Origin of the sequence: Vibrio sp. LQ2 (assembly GCF_023920125.1) — a bacterium.
GTDB classification, from domain to species: domain Bacteria; phylum Pseudomonadota; class Gammaproteobacteria; order Enterobacterales; family Vibrionaceae; genus Vibrio; species Vibrio fluvialis.
In genome coordinates this window covers 3,209,792-3,235,043 of the sequence record NZ_CP085308.1, presented here as the reverse complement: position 1 = coordinate 3,235,043, position 25,252 = coordinate 3,209,792, and the positions used below count along the sequence as shown (strand labels likewise).

Genomic DNA, 25,252 nt, shown 5'->3' with positions numbered 1-25,252 from the left:
GAGGAACCAAAACTATGAGTAAAGGATACGTATGGGTTGTCGATGACGACAGCTCGATTCGCTGGGTGATGGAGAAAACCCTGTCATCAGCCAACATCAAGTGCGAAACATTTTCCGATGCCGAAAGTGTGTTAATGGCACTCGAAAGAGAAACGCCTGACGTGCTGGTGTCCGATATTCGCATGCCCGGAATTGACGGCATTGAGTTGCTCCATCAAGTGCACTCACGTTCACCAGAACTGCCCGTGATCATCATGACCGCGCACTCCGATCTGGATGCTGCCGTCAACGCTTACCAAAAGGGGGCATTCGAATATCTGCCTAAACCGTTTGATGTGGATGAAACCCTGACGCTGGTCGAACGTGCCATCGCCCACGGCCAGGAGCAGCGTAAAGAGCAATCACAACGCCTGACCCCAACCTATGATGCTCCGGAAATCATCGGCGAAGCGCCGGCGATGCAGGAAGTGTTTCGCGCCATTGGTCGTTTGTCCCGCTCGTCGATTTCAGTACTGATCAATGGTGAATCCGGTACCGGTAAAGAACTGGTGGCTCATGCACTGCATCGTCACAGCCCACGCGCGCAGAAACCCTTTATCGCACTTAACATGGCGGCCATTCCGAAAGACTTAATCGAATCAGAGCTGTTTGGTCACGAAAAAGGTGCCTTTACCGGCGCGAACAATGTGCGTCAGGGACGTTTTGAGCAGGCCAACGGCGGCACTCTGTTTCTCGACGAAATCGGTGATATGCCTTTAGATATTCAGACGCGCTTGCTGCGCGTACTGGCCGATGGGCAATTTTATCGCGTCGGCGGTCACTCTGCGATCAAGGTGGATGTACGTATTGTCGCGGCCACACACCAGAATCTTGAGAAGCTGGTGCATCAGGGTAAGTTTCGTGAAGACTTGTTTCACCGCCTCAACGTGATTCGAATCCAGATCCCGTCATTGCGTGAGCGGCGTCAGGATATTGATAAATTAACTAAACATTTCCTCGCTTTGGCCGCAAAAGAGTTAGGCGTGGAGATGAAAACCCTGCATCCTAAGACCATCGAGATTCTTAATCGCCTCGACTGGCCAGGCAACGTTCGCCAGTTGGAAAACATGTGCCGCTGGCTGACCGTAATGGCGAGTGGGACAGAGGTACTGCCGAGCGACCTGCCTTCAGAGTTGCTGGCCGAGAAGAAAAACGTCGATTTCGACAGTGATGTCAGCTGGCAGAAACAGCTGGAATCCTGGGCGAAATCCGCTCTCGCTTCAGGAGAAACTGAGATACTGTCTTACGCACTCCCGGAGTTTGAACGTATACTTTTAGAAGCAGCGCTCAACCATACCAATGGCCATAAGCAGGATGCCGCAAAAGTATTAGGCTGGGGACGCAATACACTCACACGTAAATTGAAAGAGTTGTATTAACGGACTTTTGTTGTCTCCACTGCCAATGCCCCGAATCACAGGCCATTATTGCAGAATCAGGATATGCCGTTCAGACAACAGATGACTTTGAAAACCGCTGTGTTATTCCCTTTCGTGATCATTATTCTGGTGACGATCGGTGTCATTGGAGCGGTTCAGAAATACAGCTACGAACAGATGGTGCAGGATGTGAGCCGCAAACAGCTCACCTTCCTGACCCACAACGTTGACCAACGCTTACACGCCTTTCTCGATGAACCGTTCCGTGCTAATCAGAGCATGAGCCACGGCATCGGCTTTCACCATCTGTATCAGCCCAATGACTCACAGCAGATCGAACAATTTCTGGTTTCCGGCTTCAGCGACCTGTACCACCCGATTTCTCAAATCGATGTGATGAGTTTTGCTGGCATCAACGGCGAATTTGTCGGCTTTCGCAAGGAAGACAATCAGAGCTTCACGCTGATGCTCAAAGACAGCCGCACAAAGCAGCAGCTCACGATTTACCATGGCGATTCTGTCAGCGATGAAATCCGTTCCGTGATAGCCGGATACGATCCCCGTACTCGTCCCTTCTATACGCCAGTGGCAGCGAATCCACATCCGATGTGGTCATCGGTGTATACCAACATGGACGAACGCCAGGACATCACGTTATCTGCTCTGACACCAGTGATGCAACAAACCCAGTTTGTCGGCGTCATGGTCACCGACGTCAAAATCAGCACCTTTAACACCTTTCTCCACATGCTGAAACGTGAAACTAATGCCGACGTGTATATCTTTGACGAAACCCAGCGCCTGATCGCACATTCAGCGCCAACGGGAGTTGTCTCGTGGGGCACCGAGTATTCACCCAAAGGCGATCGACTCACCACTCAGGAAACCCCGAATCCGGTGTTGAAAGCCAGTGCCATCGAGATTTCCCGCGTTCTGCAAAGCGCGCATACCCTGCCGAAAGAGGTGTTCAGTACCGAGGTCGATGGCGCGCGCTATTTCAACCAAGTGACGTCGGTCGAGGACGAACATGGGCTCAAGTGGTACATCAATGTCACCATCTCCGAAGCAGACCTTCTAGGCTCTCTGCCGCAAAACCAGCGCAACAGCTGGTTGCTGGGCCTGATCGTCAGCCTGTTTGGGATTGGCATCGGCTTTATCACCTTTAACCGCATCACGGCGCCCATTACCTCTACCGCGGCGGCAGCAAAACATCTGGCGCAGGGAGATTGGGATAGCCCAATGCCCAAACCGGGCAAGATCTACGAAACCAGTATGATGGTGTTTGCCTTTACGGAAATGGCGAACAACCTTAAAGCGTCATTTAAAGCGCTGCGCGAGCAACTCATCTACGATTCGCTGACCAAGGTTTACAGTCGCGAAGGCATGATAGACAGCTGCAACCAATTGCCAACGTTGCATGGTAGCCTGTTCTTGATTGGCATCGATAAGTTCAGAGACATCAATGATAGCCTTGGCCATCACCAGGCCGATCAGCTGCTCGTCCTCATCGCCCAACGCCTGAAAACCGTCAGTCACGACAACAGCTACATCGCCCGTATCGGTGGTGATGAGTTCGCCATCTATCTTCCTCAATGCGATGATATTCAGGCCATCAAGCAGTTTGCCCAACAGTTGCTGCAACTGTTCGCCACGCCGTTCAATATGCCGAATGAAAACATCGCCGTGAACATCTCGGTGGGTATTGTTCATGGGCTCGAGCCTGCTAGCATGACGGTGTGGCTGCGCAACGGCAGCATCGCATTAAGTAACGCCAAGCAAGACTCGACCCGTCTCAGTTACTATGTGCCGGAGATGGCCGATGTTTCTCGCAAGCGAACCCAAATGGTGACGCAGATTAAGCTGGCGCTGGAAAACCACGAGTTTGTTCCGTTCTATCAACCAATCGTTGACCTGCACAGCGGCGAAGTGTTGGGAGCAGAAGCCTTAGCGCGCTGGCTGTCGCCAGAATACGGTTTGGTACCACCCATGGACTTCATCCCGATTGCAGAAGAAAGCGGGCTTATTAACGCGATTGGCGAACAAATCCTGCGACAAGCATGCTGCGATACCGTGAAAGGTATCGAGCAAGGGAAATGGGCCGCCGACTTCCAGATGCACGTTAATTTGTCAGTCAATCAGCTTTCCCATCCTGAATTCATGCCACAGCTTGAAGAAACGCTGCGTATCACGGGCATGCAACCGAACAATCTGACGCTGGAAATTACCGAATCCCGTATCGTCAATAACGACCCGGTGATTTTAAACACCATGCACTCCATCAAGCGCTTGGGGATCCGTCTGGCGATTGACGACTTTGGGACCGGCTACAGCTCGCTCGCCTATCTGTATAAGCTGCCTTTCGATTGCCTTAAGATCGATCGGGCTTTCGTTTCTCTACTCAAGCAAGAACAGTATGAAAGCAGCATTGCAGCCACCATCATCAATCTGGCCAACAGTTTTAAGGTCAACATCGTTGCAGAAGGCATTGAAACACCTGAACAGGCCGAATTGCTAGCCAAACTTGACTGCCCACAAGGCCAGGGGTTCTTGTTCAACAAACCGATGTCGTACCATGAATGGCCAACAGATCTGGTTAACATGAAGAGAATATCAGCAAAATAGCACTCGATTCGCCATTCTCACTACTGACACCGCAAGGTTTGGTTTTTATACTTAGCGCAGATTTTGACTTGGTAGACGATAATGATTACGAAAAATATTCCACTCACTGATTTACACCGCCATCTTGACGGTAACATTCGCACTCAAACCATTCTCGACCTCGGTCAAAAATTTGGTGTAGCTCTGCCAGCCTACACCGTTGCGGATCTCACTCCGCACGTACAGATCGTTGAAGCTGAGCCTTCACTGGTCGCTTTCCTGTCTAAACTAGACTGGGGTGTGGCAGTACTGGGCGATCTGGACGCTTGCCGCCGCGTTGCGTATGAAAACGTAGAAGATGCACTCAACGCGCAAATTGATTACGCCGAGCTGCGCTTCTCACCGTACTACATGGCGATGAAACACAACTTGCCTGTAGCGGGTGTCGTTGAAGCCGTTGTCGACGGCGTAAAAGCCGGCGTGCGCGATTTTGGCGTACAAGCCAACCTGATTGGCATCATGAGCCGTACTTTTGGCACAGACGCTTGTCAGCAAGAACTGGACGCGATTCTGAGCCAGAAAGATCATATTGTGGCCGTCGACCTTGCAGGGGATGAGCTCGGCCAGCCCGGCGATCGTTTCGTCAGCCATTTTAAACAGGTACGCGATGCAGGCCTGCATATTACTGTTCATGCAGGAGAAGCGGCTGGTCCGGAAAGCATGTGGCAAGCGATTCGTGATTTAGGCGCGATCCGTATTGGTCATGGCGTGAAAGCGATTCACGATCCGCAGCTGATGGATTATTTGGCGAAACACCGCATTGGTATTGAGTCATGTCTGACATCCAACATTCAGACCAGTACAGTAGAAAGCTTGGCACTACATCCTCTCAAGCGTTTTCTTGAGCATGGAGTACTCGCCTGTCTAAATACCGATGATCCTGCCGTAGAGGGCATTGAGCTGCCTTATGAGTATGAAGTTGCTGCGCCTCAAGCCGGATTGAGCCAAGAGCAGATTCGTCAGGCGCAATTAAACGGCTTGGAACTGGCGTTCTTGTCCGATACCGATAAACAGGCGCTGAGAGCCAAAGTTGCTCAACGCGTTTAGTGTAAAGAATCTATCTCTTCCCAAGCCGATGCCCAGCATCGGCTTTTTTATATCTTTGCTCTCCCAGAGAGCACTGCTTTGCGACCCGGATAAATCTAATCAACGTAAACTCTCGAACGCTAGCTTTCACTGACAGACTTGATTAGCAAAGAGAAGTACCCGATATTACTGATGACAAAGCTATGTAATACACCAGTCTGAAGCCAACCTGAGCAATGCCAAGCAAGATAAGCCAGGTCTATCTTTGCCAAACAGAGGCGCGATGACAACAAAGCTGAGGGGGTAAGAGCCTGAGAGAGGTAGCGACCCGTTAGGAATAACGCTTACGAGCGACAAAACGCTGGGGCATAAAGAGAAAGAGGAGAGCGAAGCACTCAGTGAGTCTGGAGAGTGTGGAGGTTTACCCACTCCCCAGATAGCAAAAAACCCCAGCATTGCTGCTGAGGTCTTAAATAAGTGGCGGAGCGGACGGGACTCGAACCCGCGACCCCCGGCGTGACAGGCCGGTATTCTAACCAACTGAACTACCGCTCCGCACTGGTTAGACTCAAGAGTCTAAATTTAAAGCCTGGCGATGTTCTACTCTCACATGGGGAAACCCCACACTACCATCGACGCTGTTTCGTTTCACTTCTGAGTTCGGAATGGAATCAGGTGGGTCCAAAACGCTATGGTCGCCAAGCAAATTCTTAAAATTCGGAAAGCTGTTTTCGTTCTCACAACATCAGGCCACATCAATATAATGGTGGTCTAACACCCAATGAGTCTGAACGACTGTATTGGGAAAACTCTAAAACCGTGGCCAATTTTAGTTGACCATTACAAGCGAATAACATTGCAATGGCGTTGTTTTCATTTCCATCTTTATCTGACTATGAAAAATACCGTCATGACTCGGTATCAGACGAAAATTGTAAAGCTGCATTCAAGTATGCAGAGGAAACTGATTGCGTAATGAGTTATGAGCGTAGCTTTTTCCGTCCGATTCTTACTGAGTGACTCTTGTGTCAGCAGCGATAAGTGTTTGACATTAGTGTACCTATCATCGAGTCAGCTAGCCCTGAGCTGACTCATTTCTTCTGTTATAAATTGGCTTATTTTTGGTAATGCTAAAAGTGGCTACGATACTGGTGGCTATTCAAATAATAATGCCTTGTTTCAGTCACAGTTTTTTCAACAATCCCCCTATATAGTAACTTGCATACAATCAATACTCTGCTCCGATGTACGCTGTTTAAGTACGCGCTACAACAAGTTTATAAAACGTTCCCATGGAGGTCTCTATGTCCCAGGTTTATGATAGACATATCAGTAATTTGACCAAAGACACTTACGCTTTGATATTGGCAGGTGGTCGAGGGAGTCGTTTATTTGAACTTACCGATGTCCGAGCAAAACCTGCTGTATATTTTGGTGGTAAGTTTCGTATTATCGATTTTCCACTATCAAACTGTTTCAATTCAGGTATTCACCGCGTAGGTATCGCTACACAATACAAGTCGCACTCGTTGATCCGTCACATTAGCCGCGGTTGGGGAAGTTTTAGGGCTCAACAATTTGTTGAAATTTTACCTGCTTCACAACGAACGGGCGATGATTGGTATGCTGGTACAGCAGATGCGGTATATCAAAATATTGATATAATTCGTTCACATAAACCCAAGTACATTCTAATTCTGTCTGGTGACCATGTATATCGTATGGACTATGGTTCTCTGCTAGCGGAGCATGTGGCAAATAACGCCGATATGACAGTCTGTTGCCTGGAAGTTGATACCGAGGAAGCCGCAGGTAGTTTTGGTGTTCTGACCGTAGATTCCAACAACAAAATAGTCGCTTTTGATGAGAAACCAGCCCAACCCAATGCAATTCCGAACAAACCAAATAAGTGTTTGGCTTCAATGGGCAATTATTTATTCAATGTTGATTTTCTTTTTAACCAGTTATTAAAAGATGTGGATGTCCAAGGGTCCACCCGCGATTTTGGCCACGATATCATTCCTTCAATCATTAATGACAGCAATGTTTTTGCGTACTCTTTCAAAGATCCAGACAGTGAAAATCAGCCCTACTGGCGTGACGTGGGTACACTAGACTCATTTTGGGAAGCCAATATGGAACTTGTGACACCTAAACCACAACTTGACCTTTATGATAAAGATTGGCCGATTTGGACATATCAAGAACAGCTTCCACCTGCTAAATTCATTTTTGATAACGATGAACGCCGTGGTATGGCCGTAGATTCAACGGTTTCTGGAGGGTGCATTATTTCTGGTTCTACTATTAGAAAGTCATTGTTGTATTCAAGTGTCCATGCCCACTCATACAGTCTTATTGAAGAGTCAGTATTGTTGCCTGGCAGTGAAGTTGGAGAACACGCTAAACTGAAGCGAGTTATCCTTGATAGTTATTGTTGTATCCCAGCCGGTTTGAGCATTGGTTATGATAGGGAACAGGATGAAGCCAATGGTTTTCGTGTTACAAAAAAAGGAGTCACTCTAGTAACTAAAACTATGCTGGAAAATCTTGCGAAATAAACGTACTGAATAATTTTTTCGAAATACGAGTCAACGACATCGCATGGCGAGAAATATAGCACGAGAGTACAATTAGTCTTATACCCAAATTATGGTCTTATCTTCACCACTCGGAGATAAGACCACGTTCCACCTAAATACATACATATGACCTTCATAGCTTATTTATGGACAGAAATGCGTTAAGTTAACGACGCTAACGCGGTTGACTCAGATTAGTAAAAGTATATTAAAGCCTTGAACGTTTGTTAGTATGATTTAACGTATGATGCTTTTTTCAAAGAAACTCTCCACAAAAACAAAATCTAAATCATTTGTAACTAAAAATGCCACGCGTTGGTTGTCAGCTTGAACAGTTAACTGGCGATGTTTTCAATTGTATGAGCGCTTTTTATAGCTAAATCTAAGTAGCGCTCCGCCTCTTCTTGTGTAATAGCGAAATCTGGCATATGGCTCGCTCGATTACGCAATTGCCTTAGGCTATTTATAACTTCAATGCTATTCGGGCTAAAGTGACCAGTGTTAGCTAAGTGATCAAGTATTAACTTTGGATTAGTACGTTTAAATGCTGTACCAGTAGTTAAGTCACTTTTCACCGCTGCTGTTTCAATTAATGTCCAAGCCTCGACGATTGCTGCACGAGGAGAAATCTCAGCTAAACGATAAAGTTGTTCTTTCTGACTTAGTTCTTCAGGAGTCGATTCATGTACTGGCTCTTTAGGTTGTACTATTTCAGAAGCCTTTTGTTCTACTTGTTCCAAGCCTCGGTTGAAGCTTATTTCTGTATCACCGTGCTTCAATGCGGTCAGACGTCCCATTAAGCTCCGAACTTCATTTCGAAATAGATATCCGAGCCACACAAATGCGACTGGCCAAGCCAAAGCTTTTATAATTTCAACGATATGTTCCATACTACTCCTAGCCAGTTAACACTTGTTATGCCTTTTCACCTACAGACTCTACTTGGGTATTCAAGATCTTACGCATCATAATGAGAGAAAACTTAACTCCATCTTTCTCAGCCAGTATATCTTTTAAATAGATTTTTTCGTGACCGTAACTGATAGGGAAGTTAATTGTTATGTACGTCATCTTTTGTTTGTCAGGCTCCCAGAAACGATATTTCACAGGAGCGGCTTTACTGTATTTAGCGAGAAAGCAGTCGATTGTTAAACCGCTTCTCTGCCAGTTTGCCATCGGCTGATTAATCCAAACATCATCCCAGCGTTCAAACAATGGGAAATGAGCCAGTAAGTTTCTAATAAACTTGAACAGCTGCCCTCCAATCTCCGATTCCATTGGTGGACGTTGAGTTTTCATTAGTTCTAAAACGTGTTTCAGTGGCTCATAAGAAAGTAACTCCGCATACACTGCAAATGCCGCTGAAACTTTACTAAATCGGTACCAATCATCCCTATACAAAAACTCGTCATCCATGATTTCTTCATACAAATCGTAAAAACGATTATACGCATGTTTTAGAAATAGCTCCTCGGATATTGTAGGTTTCATTTGTTTTCCTGTGATTGCCATGGAGGCATAACTCATTGTTATGTAGCTTCTTTCCACGAATCTACGGTTGCGTCTGCCCGAGCCATGACTTCTTGAGATGAGATTCCACCTGCGACTGTTAACTCCCATAGCCTAGCTTCAATATCACTCTGAATTTCTACTGACAGATCCGTAAACTTAGTTGTGCGGTTAATAAAGAAGTTACGATCAGTTTGAGAGTAAAGGAGGTTCTCTGTTTCTCGCATGGAGTTATGTACTACCCATTTTCGTATATCGTTATATCCACGAAGCTTTTCAACGAAGTCTTCTGTGACAATTGGAGTACCATCAAGTAAACCGATTAACTGCCCCAGAGTCTTTTTACTAAATTGATCTAACTTCGATTCTGCGTTTTTTGCTGATATACCGTTGAGATTAAGGTGAATAGAACCAACGATATGGAGTTTGATAAGAAAATCTTCAACATGCTGAAGGTGCCAGATTGCTTCTCCTGTCTTCTGATAGAAGTAGCTCAACTCTTGAGGGTCTATCTCTCTTCCCATGTATATACTCCATTTGCTACATAACAGTGGTAAGACCCCAGATTACTAGACATTACGCAGATAAGAAAATGTAGGTCAAACCACTTCACAGTGATTTGAGAGGTTGAACGCTACTGACAAGGAAAAGGGCAGAAGTGAGATAATAGTTCTTGTGGGGCTTTTTTGGGAGTTCGATGAAGGGTGATTTTCGCTTTTGGGGCTAAATTGGGGCTTTTCTGGGGACTAAATGGGGCTAATTTTTCCATTTAACTGTTTGTGCATACATGTTGGTAGGAAAGAAAAAGCGCCCCAATCGGAGCGCTTCAGATTCAATATTCGATTATTCCCAATCAAGGATAACTTTACCGGAAGCCCCACTACGCATAGCGTCGAAGCCTTTTTGGAAGTCGTCCACTTTGAAGTGATGGGTGATGATTGGCGTCAGATCCAGGCCAGATTGAATCAGGCTTGCCATCTTGTACCAAGTCTCGAACATTTCGCGGCCGTAGATGCCTTTGATCACCAAGCCTTTGAAGATCACTTGGTTCCAGTCGATTGCCATGTCTGATGGTGGAATACCCAACAGGGCGATGCGGCCACCGTGGTTCATGGTTTTTAGCATGGAGCTGAACGCGCTTGGTACACCAGACATTTCCAAGCCAACATCGAAACCTTCCGTCATGCCCAGTTCAGCCATCACGTCTTCCAGCTTTTGCTCAGCAACGTTCACTGCGCGGGTTACGCCCATTTTACGCGCCAGATCCAAACGGTATTCGTTCACATCGGTGATCACCACGTGACGTGCGCCAACGTGCTTCGCTACCGCTGCCGCCATAATGCCAATTGGGCCTGCGCCAGTGATCAGCACGTCTTCACCCACCAGATCAAACGACAGAGCAGTGTGTACTGCGTTGCCGAACGGGTCGAAGATGGATGCTAGGTCGTCTGAGATGCCTTCTGGGATCTTGAACGCGTTGAATGCTGGAATCACCAAGTATTCGGCAAATGCGCCAGTGCGGTTTACGCCTACACCGATGGTGTTGCGGCATAGGTGAGTGCGACCGCCACGACAGTTACGGCAGTGGCCACACGTGATGTGACCTTCGCCAGAAACGCGGTCGCCGATGTTAAAGCCGCGAACTTCCTGACCAATCGCAACCACTTCACCCACGTATTCGTGGCCTACAACCATAGGTACTGGAATGGTTTTTTGTGACCAGTCGTCCCAGTTGTAGATGTGTACATCAGTGCCGCAGATCGCGGTTTTCTTAATCTTGATCAGCAGATCGTTGTGGCCCATTTCTGGTTTATCCACTTCGGTCATCCAGATGCCTTGTTCAGGCTTTAGCTTAGACAGCGCTTTGATTTTCATACTATTCACCCAATATTGCCCCGCTCAGTGCGAGGCAAAAAATTCCATGTTCTTCGTTATCACTAATGGCCGTGAAAACTTAGATGATGCCCATGTCTTTACCGACTTCGATAAAGGCATCAATCGCTTTATCCAGTTGCTCGCGCGAGTGCGCTGCAGACATCTGAGTACGAATACGAGCCTGACCTTTTGGTACCACTGGGAACGAGAAGCCAATCACGTAGATGCCTTTCGCCAGTGCGCGCTCAGCAAATTCCGCTGCGACTTTCGCATCACCCAGCATGATTGGGATGATGGCGTGGTCAGCACCCGCCATCGTAAAGCCCGCATTCGTCATGCGCGCGCGGAAGTGCGCCGCGTTGTCCCACAGGCGTTCACGCAGATCGCCGCTTTCTTGCAGCAAATCCAGAACGCGAATCGATGCAGACACAATCGCCGGAGCCACTGAGTTCGAGAACAGGTATGGACGAGAACGCTGACGCAGCCAGTCGATCACTTCTTTCTTACCCGAGGTGTAACCGCCTGAAGCGCCGCCCATGGCTTTGCCCAGCGTACCGGTAATGATGTCGATGCGGTCAATCACGTTGTGGTATTCGTGCGTACCACGACCGTTTTCGCCCATAAAGCCAACCGCGTGAGAGTCGTCAACCATCACCAGCGCGTTGTATTTGTCTGCCAGGTCACAGATAGCCGGTAGGTTTGCAACCACGCCATCCATTGAGAACACGCCGTCAGTGACGATCAACTTGTGACGAGCGCCTGCGGCATCAGCGGCAATCAGCTGCTCTTCCAGTTCTTGCATGTTGTTGTTGCTGTAACGGAAACGCATCGCTTTACACAGGCGAACACCGTCGATGATCGACGCATGGTTCAGCGCGTCAGAAATGATGGCGTCTTCTTTGTCCAACAGCGTTTCGAACAGGCCAGCATTGGCATCGAAACATGAGGTGTAAAGAATGGTGTCTTCTTTACCCAGGAATTCAGACAGCTTCTGCTCCAGTGTTTTGTGCGTGTCTTGTGTACCACAAATGAAACGCACTGACGCCATACCAAAACCGTGAGAGTCCATGCCCTCTTTCGCCGCTTCAATCAGCGATGGGTGGTTAGCCAGCCCCAGATAGTTGTTGGCACAGAAGTTCAAGACTTCTTCGCCAGACGCGATGTGCACCGCCGCTTGCTGCTGAGAGGTGATCACTCGTTCGGCTTTATAAAGACCCTCAGCTTTCACTTCCTCAAGCTGATCGCGAATCTGTTGGTAAAAAGCAGAAGACATTGCATTTTCCTTCTTGTTTTTTCTTTGCCTTACGGCATGTAGGGTCAGTGAACGAATCCTTCAGGTTGATCCATTTACACTGTAAAAATTCAACTCTTCTAAGTGTAATCGAAGCTCAGAAAAGGGATTATCCCGCTTTGTGGAAAAGCATTGGTGATTTGAAATCACAAATAAGATTTATTATTCCTCTATCGCCGAAAAAAGGGACGAAAAAAGCGCCTATCAAAGGCGCTTTGGTTTGATATTGAAACGATTTAGAAGAAGCCGAGTGGATTTACATCGTAGCTCACCAACAGGTTTTTGGTGTTCTGGTAGTGATCCAGCATCATCTTGTGTGTTTCACGACCGATACCGGACTTCTTGTAGCCGCCGAACGCCGCATGCGCCGGATAAGCGTGGTAACAGTTGATCCACACGCGGCCTGCTTCGATGTTGCGTCCCATGCGATACGCGAGGTTGGTATCGCGTGTCCACACCCCGGCGCCCAAACCATATTCAGTATCGTTGGCAATGGCCAGCGCTTCCGCTTCATCTTTAAAGGTGGTGATCGCAATCACCGGACCAAAGATTTCTTCCTGGAACACGCGCATTTTGTTGTGACCGGCCAGCATAGTTGGCTGAATGTAGTAACCCTGGCTGATGTCGCCTTGTTGCTGCGCAACTTCACCGCCACACAAGACTTGCGCCCCTTCCTGACGGCCAATTTCGAGGTAGCTCAGGATCTTATCAAACTGCTCTTGTGATGCCTGCGCGCCCACTTGGGTATCGCTGTCTAACGGGTTCCCTTGTTTGATGGTTTTCGCACGCTCCACCAGCTTGGCGATGAACTTGTCGTAAATCGATTCGTGGATAAGCACGCGCGACGGACAAGTACACACTTCGCCCTGATTGAAGAAGGCCAGCAACGTCCCTTCCAGACATTTTTCCAGATACGCATCTTCGTGATCGAACACATCGGCGAAGTAGATGTTTGGTGATTTACCGCCCAGCTCCACAGTGGATGGAATTAAGCTCTCAGCGGCGCATTTCAGAATGTGGTGTCCGACATCGGTTGAACCCGTGAACGCCAGTTTCGCGATGCGATTACTGGTCGCCAGCGCCTGCCCCGCTTCCACGCCATAACCGTTGACCACGTTCACCACGCCCGGTGGCAGCAGGTCACCAATGGTTTCCATCAGCACCAGAATTGACGTCGGCGTTTGTTCTGCTGGTTTGAGCACCACACAACAACCAGCTGCAATCGCAGGCGCGAGTTTCCACGCGGCCATCAGCATCGGGAAGTTCCATGGAATGATCTGCCCGACCACACCAATCGGTTCCGGGAAATGATAAGCGGCAGTGTTGGCATCAATTTCTGCCGCGCTGCCTTCCTGAGCGCGAATACAGCCTGCAAAATAACGAAAGTGATCGACCACTAAGGGCAAGTCTGCCGCGAGCGTCTCACGAATTGGTTTGCCATTTTCCCACGTTTCAACAAAAGCCAATTTCTCGAGATTCGCTTCCACGCGGTCGGCTATTTTCAGCAGAATATTGGCGCGCTCCGCCACGCTGGTTTTGCCCCACTGTGCCCGTACTTCATGTGCTGCATCCAACGCCAGATTGATATCTTCAGCGCCCGAACGTGCTACCTGACAGTACACCTGGCCATTCACCGGCGAAATGTTGTCAAAATATTCTCCGTTTACTGGTTTCACCCACTGGCCACCAATGTAGTTATCGTAATGGCTTTTGAAATTGAAAATCGCGTTGTTGGTTCCTGGTTGCGCATAAATCATCGTTCGATCCTTCTCACTTTCTCATTCACGTTAGTTTGTTGTTCGGGTGTCGCGTTTTCCTTTTAATTCCGTCCCTTAGAAGACCGTTTAAAACAGACAAGCGGCGCACCTTCTGAAGTACGTAACGCAAATCACAAGCCAGAGTGCGAATTCTTGTTGTTAATGAAATGTAAAACTATGATTAACAAAATGATTAAAAGATCAGTGCTTCAACGGAATGGATGTTCGGGAGCTGCCCCCGATGTTCCAGTGTCCCAAAATGACACACTGCCACTGTGACAACATGGAACAGTTATGCAAATTCAATCAGTTAATCAAGATTGGCTCACCACTTCCTGGCATCGCAGCCAAGAGGCCGGGCTGACACAGCGAACTCGGCCGGAACATATTCGTCTGCCGAACCATGAGCTGAAAGAACGTAAATGGCGCGCCACATCGCTGCTTTCTGCTGTCGAAAAATACGCGCTACCGCTGTTCAATCAAATGTGTGGTCACAGTGACAGTCGTTTGATTCTGACCGATAGCGAAGGCGTGATCCTCGCCACTTGGGGTCAGCAACATTTTAGCGAGAGACTGACGGAAATCGCGCTGGAATCCGGTGCCTGCTGGCAGGAAAAGCTCAAAGGCACGAACGCAATTGGTACTGCGATTGTCGAAGCGCGACCCGTGACCATCATCGGCAATCAGCACTATATTCGTCAGCACCATTTCATCAGTTGTTCCGCTTGTCCGCTGTTTAATCATCAAGGCAAACTGCTCGGCATTCTCGATATCACCAGTGAGCAACAGCAGCACGATCTCTCTACTCAAGTACTGGTGCAAAACATGGTGCAGTTGGTGGAAAACCATCTGCTGTGTGATATTCCGCAAGGCTCGACTCGTATTGATCTCGCCTACGACCGTTCGCTGCTCAACAGTGGCTGGCAAGGCATCGTGATTGCCGATGAAGGCGGAAAAGTGCTGGCACACAACCACATTGCCGCGCAGCTATTAGCGCAAAATTCGGTGGTGGGCCACTCGATTGAAGAGCTGTTTGATACCCGCGTGGCGGGTTTTGTGTTTGAAAAGCATGAACTCAAAGCCAAACCGCGCACAACACGGGCCTACTCCGCTTCCTGTGACCTGCATTTTGGTGATACCCATGTTGAGCAGGCGTGGCAACAAGCCAATAAACTGATCGACAAAGACATTACTCTGTTGATCCTCGGTGAGACCGGGGTCGGTAAAGGAGAATTTGTTAAAGCGCTGCACAAACGCAGTTCGCGCCACAGCAAAGCTCTGGTCAGCGTCAACTGCGGCGCGCTACCCAAAGACTTAATTGAATCGGAATTGTTTGGTTATGTCGCGGGCGCCTTTACCGGCGCCAACAGCAAAGGCTATCAGGGTAAGATTCGCCAAGCCGATCAGGGCATTCTGTTTCTGGATGAAATTGCCGACATGCCGTTGGAGGCGCAATCGCGTCTGCTGCATGTGTTGCAAGACAAGCTGGTCGTCCCGGTTGGATCCAACCAGAGCTATAACGTCGACATTCAGATCATCGCCGCCACCCACAAAGATCTCGAACAGGCGGTGGCTGAGGGTCGTTTTCGTCAGGATTTGTATTACCGACTCAACGGATTGGTGTTGCAACTGCCCGCTCTGCGTGAACGTCAGGATAAAGCGGCACTGATTGAGCATATCCACCACAAATATCGCATTGGCGCACAAGCACTCTGCCCTCACCTGATGACACTGCTGTGCAGCTACCATTGGCCGGGTAACATTCGTGAATTGGATAATTTAATGAAGGTTGCGTCATTACTGTCCAGTGACGAGCCGGAATTGCGTCTGGAACACGTGCCCGGGCATATCACCAAATCCCTCACCAGTACCGCGCTTCCCCCCGCAGATAGCGCAGCGATGGATCTCAAATCAACGGTTGAAGATACTCTGCTGCAAGCGTATCAAGCCAATCAAGGCAACATCAGTCGGACATCCAAGATGCTGGGAATCAGCCGCAATACCCTGTATCGCAAGCTTAAATCGCTCGGCATTTTGAAATAATCCGATGGATAGTTAAAAGTGATGATTTTGACCCTCAGGCTCACTGATTCCAATGAGCCTGTCTTTTTAAAAGAAGACAACATTTTCGCGTGAATACGCGCTTTCTTGAACGCAATATTTATGATTTCAATTCACTAATCGAGCAAAATAAAATTTAGTTTTATCAATTAGATACTAATATGCGGATGATTTATTGGTTTGATGAATACCATTTTTTGGCACAGCGCACAGATTGAGATATTAAAAACGATAGTCGGACACTTATCCGCCACAAATCTGCCAAAATGTCGCACTTTCTTACACTAACCGAACGATTACCTATAAAATCGACGGTTCGATGTTTGCCACTCTGTCCTGTTGCACAAGGAGTTCGTGGCAGCACTAAAGAGCATCCGAAACATGAATTTTTGGAAAATTGAAGAAGTAGAAAGACCATGTTAAATACCAAACTCATTGGCCTACTTCCCGACTTAGCGACATTTATTTTGGTGGTAAATGAAGGCAGCTTTACAGCCGCTGCCCACAAACTTGGGGTTACCCCCTCTGCACTGAGTAAATTGATCACTCGCCTGGAACTGGCCCTTTCCGTCAAACTGTTCGAACGTACCACCCGTAAACTGATCATCACTCAGGCGGGGCAAAAGGTTTACGATCAGTGCCTGGTGATGGTGAATGCTGCTCAACAGGCCGTTGAGCTTTCCGGCTCCGATCACACAGAGCCGTCCGGCGCACTCACAGTCGCGGCGCCAGAGGCGTTTCTGAACTCGGTGTTGCAGCCCTTTGTAGTGCCATTTCTCAAAAAATACCCGCAAATCCAGCTCAAGCTGCGCGCCGCCGATGGTGAAATTGATCTGTTCAAACACAATATCGATGTGGCATTTAAACTAACGGACAAACCGGATGAAAATCTGGTGCTGCGCGAACTGTGTAAAACCAATCTGGTATTGTGCGCCAGCCCGGACTACCTTGAGGAACGAGGTGTTCCGACTCATCCCACGCAGCTGACTGAGCACGATTGCCTGTATCTGGCCGAAACCGACAAAGATCACCTGTGGGACTTTTTGAAAGACGATGAATTTCACACTGTTTCGGTGAGCGGACGTTACGCCGTCAACCATTCGCAAATGCGCTTGAATGGAGTGAAAAATGGTTTGGGTATCGGTATCTTTCATGACTTCGTGGTACAAGATGCGCTGGCAGAAGGCAAAGTAGTTCAACTACTCAAAGACTGGACCATTAAAAGCAACTATCATGGCGCGATTGCCATGCAGTACGCGCAGACCAAATACATGCCCGCTCGCCTGCGTGTGTTCATCGACTACGTCATGAAGCATCTCAGCCCGAAACTGAACGAGAAAGGATAAGTCATGCTGAAACGGATTCACCACACCGCCATTATCTGTTCCGACTATGCTCGCTCAAAAGCTTTCTATACGGAAGTTCTGGGGCTGAAGATTGTTGCAGAGAATTACCGCGCGGCCCGTGATTCCTACAAGCTGGATCTGGCGCTGCCCGATGGTTCTCAAATTGAACTGTTCTCCTTTCCCGATGCACCAGCTCGCCCGAGTTACCCGGAAGCACAAGGCCTGCGCCATCTGGCGTTTGCCGTAGATGATGTTGCAGAAGTAAAGCAGCAGTTGGAACATCAAGGGATCGCGGTTGAGCCAGTGCGCATCGATGAGTACACCGAACGCGCGTACACCTTCTTTCAGGACCCGGATGGCCTGCCGCTCGAACTGTATCAGGCATAACGGCACAAAAAAGCCAGGGTTCATACTCTGGCTTTTTTATTTCATTACGGCATCAAGGCCTATTGCAGGGCATTGCGCAGCGTTGCAACCCGGCTAAAGAGCAGCCAATCACACAGCAAAGCTGCAACAATCGTTGCACCCGCCAGCGGGAATGCCACACCAATCACGACCAGCGTTACCAAACCCACTTTCCAGATACCTGCTTGTGCAAAACGCGGCGGTACCCCCAGTCTGCCTTTGCCGACTGGACGGCGAATCCACCACATCGCGATGCCACTCAGCGCAATCAGAATAAACGACAGGCAAAACGCGACGTTAAGGTATTTATTCAACGAACTTAAATCGCCCTGATGCAGAGAAACTCCAGCGGCCATGGCTTTGGCGAATGGTGTGTAATCCTGCCAGGTCACATCCATCAGCAGTTCACCCGAATATTGGTCAAAGTGCGATGTGCGATCGTTACGCGGATCGGTGATGTCTCCCGCCATGGTATTAGCCGCGACCGTATACACGCCCGTTGCGTTTTTCGGGAAGTAGACGCGGTAATGTTCAAAGCCCAGCGCCTGCGCTTTGACAATGATGCTATCGATATCGACGGTATTCGACGCCATCATGTGCGCTTCTTCCATCCCCATTTTGGAGTGGTCGTGCGCTTTTTCCGGTTCCGCCGACTGAGGCATCGGTGTCTGCTCCAGGTTCCAAGGCATCTCTTCTTCAGAGCCATGATTCAGGCTGGCGTGAGTAACCGGCGTTGAGGTCGGTTTCTGTCCCCAGGTGTAATAGGTTGGAAACGTGTTCCATGCCTGCACCAGCGTTTTCCCCCAAAATCCGGTCCACGACAGACCAGAGATCAGAAAGAACAGCAACACAATCGACAGCACACCACCCAAGTTGGCATGCAGATCACGCATGACAATACGCGTGCCGCTGCCAAAACGGATTTTCAGGAAACCAGCTTTGCTCGCGTTGTCGCGCGGCCACCACAGATACAGGCCACTCACCAGCAGCAAAATACCCAGGCTGGCGGCAATTTCCAGCAAGTAATCGCCAGTGTCACCAATGAGTAGTGTCGCGTGAATGGAGTTCGCCAGCTGATACCAGCTTTGTGAGCGGTCAATAGTGCCCAGCACCTTACCAGTGTAAGGGTTTACCGTCGCAAACAGCTCCAGACCATCGGCCATCTGAATAGAGAATCTGTTCGCGATCTCCGGCGATGCTGACGGGATGAACTGGGTCACCACGGCATGCGGAAAGGCTTCTTGCACCGCCATCAGCTGTTGAGAAACAGCCACACTGTGGTGCTGCGGTATAACTTGCAGTTGTTCACTGTAGCGCGCTTGCTCAATCTCATCATCGAACAACATCACCAAGCCCGTCAGAGAAAGAATGAGCATAAACGGTATGACGAACAGGCCAGCATAGAAGTGCCAGCGCCAGGTGAGAAAGTAGAGTGATTTTCCGCGCGCAGCAGAATCGGGTTGAGGCGTTGAAGCTTGTCCCAACATGAGTTTTCCTTTTTATAAACGCAAAAACACCCTCTTCAATAGGTATTGAAAGGGCGTCAGACGTATGACTTGACTGATTTACTTATAAGTATTGTAAGAATGACATTTAGACAATGATCGGCTCAGGTGGGCCGCGAGGAACTTGTCTTTCAAATCGTACACTTAGAGCCAAAAAAGTGTAGCTGTCTGAAATGACAGAGCTCTGTGTGGTGTTGGGTCGTGTAGTTGGAAGCTTGTCGGCGTGAAAGTTCGAGAAGTGGGCAAACGGACACGGCTTACCATGTTGAGTTTGTGGCTTACCATCGGAGACTTTGACCAGTTCAAAACCATTGATGGTACACAGTGTTGCCCAGACGCCCGCGCTACTGCCGTGCGCATTAATCACAGGCATCAACGACACCAGTACCCAACTCAGGATACTGGCACGTAGCATGATTCTGTGAAAAAGCCGTAAGCGGGTCATATCGATTCTCTAATCTAATTGCCCGCCACTATATCGGCTCATCAATAAAATAACAGTGCTGATACTCAGAAAATTAACAAAACCTGCGATTTTATAAGGATATTTTCTCAACCGAACAGGCGTTTCCAGATGCTTGGATTACGCTTTTCGTGATACTCCTTGCGCAGGCCATCCACTTGCTGAAGTGAACTTTTCGCCGCGTCAAACTCGTCGTGCTCCAACTCGTTCTCGATCTTGTCCAGCGCGACGGTAAGCTTGTTGAAACCTTCCAGGTAAATGTCCTGTTTCTCTGGTGGGTATTCACCCAGTTTGGCTTGGGCCACCAGTTTGGTCAGCTCCTGAATCGGTGCCTGCATCTCTGCTGTCGTCTGCGCTTCAGCCGCATGTTTAAACTCCACTTTCATCTGCTTCATGATCTGTTTGAGATCAGAATCAGCAGCAAACACCTGAGTCGCCAACAGCAGGCCTGCGGTTAAAATAATGGCTTTTTTCATTGTATTTATTCTCTTCCTTTTGATGGACGGGACAGTTTACGCCATCCCTCCGATGATGTTGATGCGAAAATGGTTTCAAATGTTGAGCCATGTGAAACCGTGCCCAGCCTTCACCTGCATCAATCAGCGCGCATACCACGCTTGATAGTCTTCCACAGGTTGGCGGCCACGGGTTTGCAGGAACGCTAAGAACTGCTCAGCAGTATGGGTAATGACGTTGTCTGACTCGACGCCGACGTTGTCCAGCAACTCACTTGCCAGCGTTAAGTTGCCGACATCCTGACAGAAATGCGCATCGCTTCCGGTGGTGATCCAGGCGCCGGCCGCTTTAGCAACTTCCGCAATCTGGTAACAGCGGTCGACGCTACCCACCCGGCTGTGCCCTTTCAGGGTGCTGTTGTTGATTTCAATCGCGACGTTGTGCTCTTTCGCGCAGTGAATCACGCTGTCAAAGTCGAAATCGAAGTGCGGGTTACCCAAATGGCCAAGCGCGTCGATACGGCCACTTTTAATCACATTGATCAGGGCTTCGGTATGGTCTTTTTTGTCCGAGGGACGAAATACAGGCTCATGAAAGCTGGCAATCACCCAATCAAGATGTTGGTCGACGGATGGATGAATATCGATTTCGCCCTGAGTATTGAGAATGTTGGACTCCACACCACGAATGATGGCAACCCCTTCAAGAAAACGAGGCAGGATACGTTGGTTGGCAAAGAACCAATAGTGTGGCGCACCAGGCATGGATTCCGCGTGATCCGTGGTACAGAACATCGATAAACCGCGTTCTGACGCTGCCTTGGCATTTTCGATTAACGTGCTGTAAGCGTGACCACTGGCATAAGTGTGAGTGTGTGTATCAACTGCAAGTTTCATTTCGACATTCCCTCCCTCCGTAATCGCTGCAGTTTATCAGCCACACCGTACGGATACCAACAAAGAGGGAGAGATGCACAAATTTTCCATCAAACCATTGAACCGATAAATATCAGACCAGAGCATGCATGGAATAGGTCAATAGGCAAACTAAGCTTTTTGCTCGCACAACAATTTGATCAGCGGCAATGCCTTTTCCCATCCATCATTGAACATACTGACAAAATCGGAATGGGTTGTAATGGTGACTTGCAGGATCACGCTGCCCGCTTGGGGAATGATGCGATAACTTTCCGTCGAACCAATCCATTTTCTCGCCATGTCGCTGTCAATGTCCTGCACATGCTCTGGGGTGAAAATCGCGACATGATGATACGCCAGTGATTTACCCGGCTTGACAGTATCGAGCACCGCACGAGTGCCACCCAGTTGTGGATCGAAAAACTTCATGTCAGTACCTTCGCGCCATTCACCACTGAACTGAGAATGTGGCGAAAACGCGGTCGCCCACTGGGTGTAGAGTTCCAGCTCCGTTAGCATGTTCCACACCATGTCGGGATCGGACTGAATTTCGACTTGGTAATTCAGGGTCAACATACGGCTTTCCTTTTGTCTGTCATTCATTCGACGGTGCTGATGAGCGCAGTTACGCACCCGGTTGCACCATGTGAGGCATGATTACAGTTATAGATGACACTTGATGTAAATTGCCGATTTTTTACCCAACGTTTCAAAGATTTGTGAGCCAACAACGGAAAGCAAAATAGAACGCACGCAATGTGCTGATTTTTTTGCAAGTTAACTAAGTTGAACAATACTTATACAATCGTTTGGCTAGGGATTGGTTTATGACGAAGCATCATTACCCTTTAAGCATACAGATCAGCACGTTATTTCTGATCCTCATTACTATTATCGGCGCGGTATTGGTGTCCGTCAGTTATCAGCACGCTCAACAATTGTTGATCAGCAGCGCCAAGGAAATCAGTTACGAAAACAGCGATAAACTGGAGGCGACATTCAGCGAGAACGTATCACCCATTCTGACAACGCTGGACTTCATGGCCTACAACAAATTTATCGAACAGAACACGCCAATAATGCAGGAAAATCGCTGGCTCAGCTCTGCTCGTCTTTTTTTTGAAAACAATCCCCACGTTGTCTCGCTGTATTACGGTACCGATGACGGTGACTTCACCATCATTCGCCCCATGTTCACGCCTCAGGCACGCGAACGGTTTAATGCCCCCGATAATGCTGTGATGTTTATTCGTAATACTCAGATCAATGGCAATGGGGAAATGATTTTCCTTGATGCTGATCTGAACATCATTCAGTCGGTTAAAAATACCGACAACCAATACGACCCGCGCGCGCGCCCTTGGTATAAAACCGCGGAGCAGGACGGCGCCATTCGCCTCACCGAACCCTATTTTTTCTATTTCTATAAAGCCTATGGCGTAACGCTCGCTCGCCGCTCCGGCAGTGGCAAGCAGGTAGTCGCCGCTGACTTCACGCTGGACTCGTTATCGAGTCAGATTGCCAAAATCGGCTACTCTCCGAACACCAAGCTGGCGCTGTTCGATCATCAGTTTAACTTGCTCGCCGGCTATCAATCAGACCTCAATCCACGCACCGACGAAGCCAACGTCAAGGACGAGTTGAGTAACAGCGTTTTCGCCCCCGTAGCGAACCGCATCAGCAGCCAAATGCTCTATGAGACCACCACTTATGACCGAACAAAATGGTCAGTCACGTTGACGCCTGTCGCGCTCAACAAACATGTGCATCTGCTTCTGGCTGAAGCGACCCCCACCGACGATCTGCTCGCAACCCTGATTGGCATGCGCAACAAGCAAGTGATCGTAGCCGTTATTCTGCTTGCCTTCAGTTTGGTGCTGGTGTGGTTTATCTCGGGCCGTTTGGCACGCCCGCTCTCGACACTGGTGGTCCAGACCGACAACATCGCCCGGTTTGATTTCCAGAAAACCCGTTATCCGAAAAGCATGATCAAAGAGGTCGCCGACCTCACCCACTCCATCGAACTGATGGAACATACCCTGCATGATTTATTGGGTTTACTGCGCGATACCGCTTCGAATCAGGATTTCGAGGTACTCGCGAAAACTATTACGCATCAAAGTTATCTGGTGACACGGGCAGAAACCATTCTGCTTTATACCTATTCCAATGAGCAGCAGGCGTTTTCCATCGTCGCCAACCACGCCATCATCCCGTTCAAAATTGACCTCAATGTTTTGGTTCAGGATACCCCCTGGCTACTGGCAGAATTGCGCAAAGGGGAAATCGTTCATCTGACGCGCGACGACAATATTCTGCGTAAGCACAAAGATCAGCTCTACAACAGCGACATTTACCTGTTTCCGCTGCTCAACCGCGCCAAACAGTTGGTGGGTGTACTCAACCTCGGCTATGAACGCACGACCACTAAAGCACAGCTCGACAAACACGCCTTCCTGCGCGAAGTGCTGAGCTTTGCTGAAATCGCCAAAGACAACATCGACAAAATGCAGCAACAAAAAGACATGCTCAATGCCTTTATTGCTCTGATTGCATCCGCCATCGATACCAAGTCGCCGTATACAGGCGGCCACTGTCAGCGCGTGCCGGAACTGACCAAAATGCTCACCGAAGCCGCGGCGAAAGATGACCACTACTTCCCCCGTTTCAAAATGAACAACGAACAATGGGAAGAATTAATGCTGGCGGCGTGGATGCACGACTGCGGTAAAGTCACCACACCGGAATACGTGGTCGACAAAGCGACCAAGCTAGAAACCATTTATGACCGTATTCATGAAATTCGAATGCGTTTTGAAGTGCTGAAATCGCAGGCAGAAAGTGATTACTGGCAGGCACTCGCCAACGGTGGCGACGCAAATGAACTGCAAGCGCATCTGGCAGCCACGCATAAGGCGCTGGATGAAGAATTTGCCTTTGTCGCACAATGCAACATCGGCGGCGAATTCATGAGTGATGAAGACATTGAACGCCTGAGCCAGATTGCCCAGCGCCAATGGAAACGGACTCTGGATGACCAATTGGGTATTTCGTGGCTGGAAAGCCGTCGCTGCGGTGATAAACCTGAACTGCCAGTGATGGAAAATCTGCTCGCCGATAAACCAGTGCACCGTATCCCGTGGGAGAAAGGTAAGCGTCCGCAGGATGCCTGGTCGGAAGAATTCATTCTCAAACCGGGAGAATTGCAATACAACCGCGGCGAACTCTACAACCTGGGCGTACGCCGTGGCACCCTGACCGACGAAGAACGCTTCATCATCAATGACCATATTGTGCAGACGATTGTGATGCTGCAGCGTCTGCCCTATCCGGAGCATCTGAAAAACGTGCCGGATATTGCCGGAGGTCACCATGAACGCATGGATGGCAAAGGTTACCCACGTGGCCTGAACGAAGAAGATCTGTCGATTCCGGCGCGTGTGATGGCGATTGCCGACGTGTTTGAAGCACTGACATCAAACGATCGCCCATACAAAAAAGCCAAAACGCTGTCTGAATCAATCAACATCATGACCAGCATGGCCACCTCAGGCCACATAGACCCTAAACTCTACGTCCTCTTCCTCGAAAAAGGCATACACAACGACTACGCCGCGCGCTTCCTTGACGAAGAACAGCGCAACGACGTTGACGTTGCCGAGCACATCAAAACCGTCAAAGCGTACATGAAAGCGCAGTTCTGACTAGAGCAATAACTCCATATGCAACGAAAGCGGCCAAATACGGCCGCTTCTTTTAAAATTAATGACTTAACAAAAAAACGAGTCAATATTTAATCGATTGCGTTATCAATAGTTGATGTGTGTCAAATTGTCGTAGACAATACGCACCCGGGCGAGATCTCAAATCTGCTAGCAATTGTGATCTGGCTATCGGTTTTGTCTATATGAACGATAGGCAATGCCTTCTTTCTATTTGTGTATTGCGCTGCTAGGGTTGGCGCATGCTAACTACCTCGT

General features: G+C 48.8%; 19 protein-coding genes, 1 tRNA gene, 1 rRNA gene and 1 pseudogene. 9 read left to right on the top strand and 13 right to left on the bottom strand.

What is annotated here, in order from left to right; genetic code table 11:
* Positions 1-14 precede the first annotated feature (14 nt).
* The 3 genes from glnG to add all read left to right on the top strand — a co-directional run bounded on the left by glnG (position 15) and on the right by add (position 5,126).
* Positions 15-1,418, top strand: a complete 1,404-nt coding sequence (gene glnG, locus LGV68_RS15085; RefSeq protein WP_020329310.1) for a nitrogen regulation protein NR(I) — start codon at positions 15-17, stop codon at positions 1,416-1,418.
* 63 nt (positions 1,419-1,481) lie between these two features.
* On the top strand, positions 1,482-4,040 hold the full coding sequence (locus LGV68_RS15080) for a GGDEF and EAL domain-containing protein (protein ID WP_252535641.1): 2,559 nt from the start codon (positions 1,482-1,484) through the stop codon (positions 4,038-4,040).
* An 81-nt stretch (positions 4,041-4,121) separates the two neighbouring features.
* Positions 4,122-5,126 carry an adenosine deaminase gene (gene add, locus LGV68_RS15075; RefSeq protein WP_158147051.1) on the top strand — a complete coding sequence of 335 codons (1,005 nt, stop codon included), beginning with the start codon at positions 4,122-4,124 and terminating at the stop codon, positions 5,124-5,126.
* 457 nt (positions 5,127-5,583) lie between these two features.
* On the opposite strand, the gene LGV68_RS15070 is transcribed toward add, so the two are convergent.
* Positions 5,584-5,660, bottom strand: a tRNA-Asp gene (locus LGV68_RS15070).
* A 32-nt stretch (positions 5,661-5,692) separates the two neighbouring features.
* Positions 5,693-5,808 (bottom strand): 5S ribosomal RNA (gene rrf / locus LGV68_RS15065).
* 143 nt (positions 5,809-5,951) lie between these two features.
* Here rrf and LGV68_RS15060 point away from each other — a divergent pair.
* Positions 5,952-6,125: pseudogene (locus LGV68_RS15060) on the top strand (NIPSNAP family protein); the annotation flags it as partial.
* A 284-nt stretch (positions 6,126-6,409) separates the two neighbouring features.
* Positions 6,410-7,666 carry a glucose-1-phosphate adenylyltransferase gene (glgC, locus tag LGV68_RS15055; RefSeq protein ID WP_020332491.1) on the top strand — a complete coding sequence of 419 codons (1,257 nt, stop codon included), beginning with the start codon at positions 6,410-6,412 and terminating at the stop codon, positions 7,664-7,666.
* 356 nt (positions 7,667-8,022) lie between these two features.
* Here the strand turns inward: glgC and LGV68_RS15050 are convergent, their stop codons facing one another.
* The 6 genes from LGV68_RS15050 to LGV68_RS15025 all read right to left on the bottom strand — a co-directional run bounded on the left by LGV68_RS15050 (position 8,023) and on the right by LGV68_RS15025 (position 14,119).
* Positions 8,023-8,577 carry a DUF4145 domain-containing protein gene (locus tag LGV68_RS15050; RefSeq protein WP_016799675.1) on the bottom strand — a complete coding sequence of 185 codons (555 nt, stop codon included), beginning with the start codon at positions 8,575-8,577 and terminating at the stop codon, positions 8,023-8,025.
* Between the two features lie 25 nt (positions 8,578-8,602).
* Complete coding sequence (locus LGV68_RS15045) at positions 8,603-9,178, bottom strand: hypothetical protein (protein WP_252535640.1); 576 nt, start codon at positions 9,176-9,178, stop codon at positions 8,603-8,605.
* 38 nt (positions 9,179-9,216) lie between these two features.
* Positions 9,217-9,720, bottom strand: a complete 504-nt coding sequence (locus LGV68_RS15040; RefSeq protein WP_252535638.1) for a hypothetical protein — start codon at positions 9,718-9,720, stop codon at positions 9,217-9,219.
* Between the two features lie 319 nt (positions 9,721-10,039).
* Complete coding sequence (tdh, locus tag LGV68_RS15035; protein ID WP_024374360.1) at positions 10,040-11,071, bottom strand: L-threonine 3-dehydrogenase; 1,032 nt, start codon at positions 11,069-11,071, stop codon at positions 10,040-10,042.
* Between the two features lie 79 nt (positions 11,072-11,150).
* Complete coding sequence (locus LGV68_RS15030; protein WP_024374359.1) at positions 11,151-12,344, bottom strand: glycine C-acetyltransferase; 1,194 nt, start codon at positions 12,342-12,344, stop codon at positions 11,151-11,153.
* A 254-nt stretch (positions 12,345-12,598) separates the two neighbouring features.
* Positions 12,599-14,119: an aldehyde dehydrogenase family protein gene (locus LGV68_RS15025; RefSeq protein WP_252535636.1), complete on the bottom strand. Its 1,521-nt coding sequence runs from the start codon at positions 14,117-14,119 to the stop codon at positions 12,599-12,601.
* 294 nt (positions 14,120-14,413) lie between these two features.
* On the opposite strand from LGV68_RS15025, the gene LGV68_RS15020 reads away from it, so the two are divergent.
* The 3 genes from LGV68_RS15020 to LGV68_RS15010 all read left to right on the top strand — a co-directional run bounded on the left by LGV68_RS15020 (position 14,414) and on the right by LGV68_RS15010 (position 17,913).
* Positions 14,414-16,162, top strand: coding sequence for a sigma-54-dependent Fis family transcriptional regulator (locus tag LGV68_RS15020; protein WP_252535634.1), 1,749 nt, complete (start codon positions 14,414-14,416; stop codon positions 16,160-16,162).
* Positions 16,163-16,596: 434 nt separating this feature from the next.
* Entirely contained in the window at positions 16,597-17,526 is a 930-nt protein-coding gene (locus LGV68_RS15015; protein ID WP_020332484.1) for a LysR family transcriptional regulator, read from the top strand.
* A 3-nt stretch (positions 17,527-17,529) separates the two neighbouring features.
* Positions 17,530-17,913 (top strand): VOC family protein, encoded by a 384-nt coding sequence (locus LGV68_RS15010; RefSeq protein WP_222728889.1) that lies wholly within the window; start codon positions 17,530-17,532, stop codon positions 17,911-17,913.
* A gap of 59 nt (positions 17,914-17,972) precedes the next feature.
* On the opposite strand, the gene LGV68_RS15005 is transcribed toward LGV68_RS15010, so the two are convergent.
* The 5 genes from LGV68_RS15005 to LGV68_RS14985 all read right to left on the bottom strand — a co-directional run bounded on the left by LGV68_RS15005 (position 17,973) and on the right by LGV68_RS14985 (position 21,848).
* Complete coding sequence (locus tag LGV68_RS15005) at positions 17,973-19,418, bottom strand: PepSY domain-containing protein (protein ID WP_238855868.1); 1,446 nt, start codon at positions 19,416-19,418, stop codon at positions 17,973-17,975.
* Positions 19,419-19,524: 106 nt separating this feature from the next.
* Positions 19,525-19,881: a hypothetical protein gene (locus LGV68_RS15000; RefSeq protein WP_047462935.1), complete on the bottom strand. Its 357-nt coding sequence runs from the start codon at positions 19,879-19,881 to the stop codon at positions 19,525-19,527.
* Between the two features lie 107 nt (positions 19,882-19,988).
* Complete coding sequence (locus LGV68_RS14995; RefSeq protein WP_158143104.1) at positions 19,989-20,375, bottom strand: cytochrome b562; 387 nt, start codon at positions 20,373-20,375, stop codon at positions 19,989-19,991.
* Positions 20,376-20,498: 123 nt separating this feature from the next.
* Positions 20,499-21,251, bottom strand: a complete 753-nt coding sequence (locus LGV68_RS14990) for a phosphatase (RefSeq protein WP_222741721.1) — start codon at positions 21,249-21,251, stop codon at positions 20,499-20,501.
* A 150-nt stretch (positions 21,252-21,401) separates the two neighbouring features.
* Positions 21,402-21,848 carry an SRPBCC domain-containing protein gene (locus tag LGV68_RS14985; protein WP_222762435.1) on the bottom strand — a complete coding sequence of 149 codons (447 nt, stop codon included), beginning with the start codon at positions 21,846-21,848 and terminating at the stop codon, positions 21,402-21,404.
* Positions 21,849-22,099: 251 nt separating this feature from the next.
* Here LGV68_RS14985 and LGV68_RS14980 point away from each other — a divergent pair, with 251 nt between their 5' ends.
* Positions 22,100-24,976 (top strand): HD domain-containing phosphohydrolase, encoded by a 2,877-nt coding sequence (locus LGV68_RS14980; RefSeq protein ID WP_222762437.1) that lies wholly within the window; start codon positions 22,100-22,102, stop codon positions 24,974-24,976.
* Positions 24,977-25,252: the final 276 nt, after the last annotated feature.

Coding starts and splice junctions, on each gene's coding strand:
- add (WP_158147051.1), top strand. CDS start 4,122: ATGATTACGAAAAATATTCCACTCACTGATTTACACCGCCATCTTGAC.
- LGV68_RS14990 (WP_222741721.1), bottom strand. CDS start 21,251: ATGAAACTTGCAGTTGATACACACACTCACACTTATGCCAGTGGTCAC.
- glgC (WP_020332491.1), top strand. CDS start 6,410: ATGTCCCAGGTTTATGATAGACATATCAGTAATTTGACCAAAGACACT.
- LGV68_RS15000 (WP_047462935.1), bottom strand. CDS start 19,881: ATGACCCGCTTACGGCTTTTTCACAGAATCATGCTACGTGCCAGTATC.
- LGV68_RS14980 (WP_222762437.1), top strand. CDS start 22,100: ATGACGAAGCATCATTACCCTTTAAGCATACAGATCAGCACGTTATTT.
- LGV68_RS15050 (WP_016799675.1), bottom strand. CDS start 8,577: ATGGAACATATCGTTGAAATTATAAAAGCTTTGGCTTGGCCAGTCGCA.
- LGV68_RS14985 (WP_222762435.1), bottom strand. CDS start 21,848: ATGTTGACCCTGAATTACCAAGTCGAAATTCAGTCCGATCCCGACATG.
- LGV68_RS15005 (WP_238855868.1), bottom strand. CDS start 19,418: ATGTTGGGACAAGCTTCAACGCCTCAACCCGATTCTGCTGCGCGCGGA.
- glnG (WP_020329310.1), top strand. CDS start 15: ATGAGTAAAGGATACGTATGGGTTGTCGATGACGACAGCTCGATTCGC.
- LGV68_RS15015 (WP_020332484.1), top strand. CDS start 16,597: ATGTTAAATACCAAACTCATTGGCCTACTTCCCGACTTAGCGACATTT.
- LGV68_RS15045 (WP_252535640.1), bottom strand. CDS start 9,178: ATGAAACCTACAATATCCGAGGAGCTATTTCTAAAACATGCGTATAAT.
- tdh (WP_024374360.1), bottom strand. CDS start 11,071: ATGAAAATCAAAGCGCTGTCTAAGCTAAAGCCTGAACAAGGCATCTGG.
- LGV68_RS15040 (WP_252535638.1), bottom strand. CDS start 9,720: ATGGGAAGAGAGATAGACCCTCAAGAGTTGAGCTACTTCTATCAGAAG.
- LGV68_RS15010 (WP_222728889.1), top strand. CDS start 17,530: ATGCTGAAACGGATTCACCACACCGCCATTATCTGTTCCGACTATGCT.
- LGV68_RS15020 (WP_252535634.1), top strand. CDS start 14,414: ATGCAAATTCAATCAGTTAATCAAGATTGGCTCACCACTTCCTGGCAT.
- LGV68_RS14995 (WP_158143104.1), bottom strand. CDS start 20,375: ATGAAAAAAGCCATTATTTTAACCGCAGGCCTGCTGTTGGCGACTCAG.
- LGV68_RS15030 (WP_024374359.1), bottom strand. CDS start 12,344: ATGTCTTCTGCTTTTTACCAACAGATTCGCGATCAGCTTGAGGAAGTG.
- LGV68_RS15080 (WP_252535641.1), top strand. CDS start 1,482: ATGCCGTTCAGACAACAGATGACTTTGAAAACCGCTGTGTTATTCCCT.
- LGV68_RS15025 (WP_252535636.1), bottom strand. CDS start 14,119: ATGATTTATGCGCAACCAGGAACCAACAACGCGATTTTCAATTTCAAA.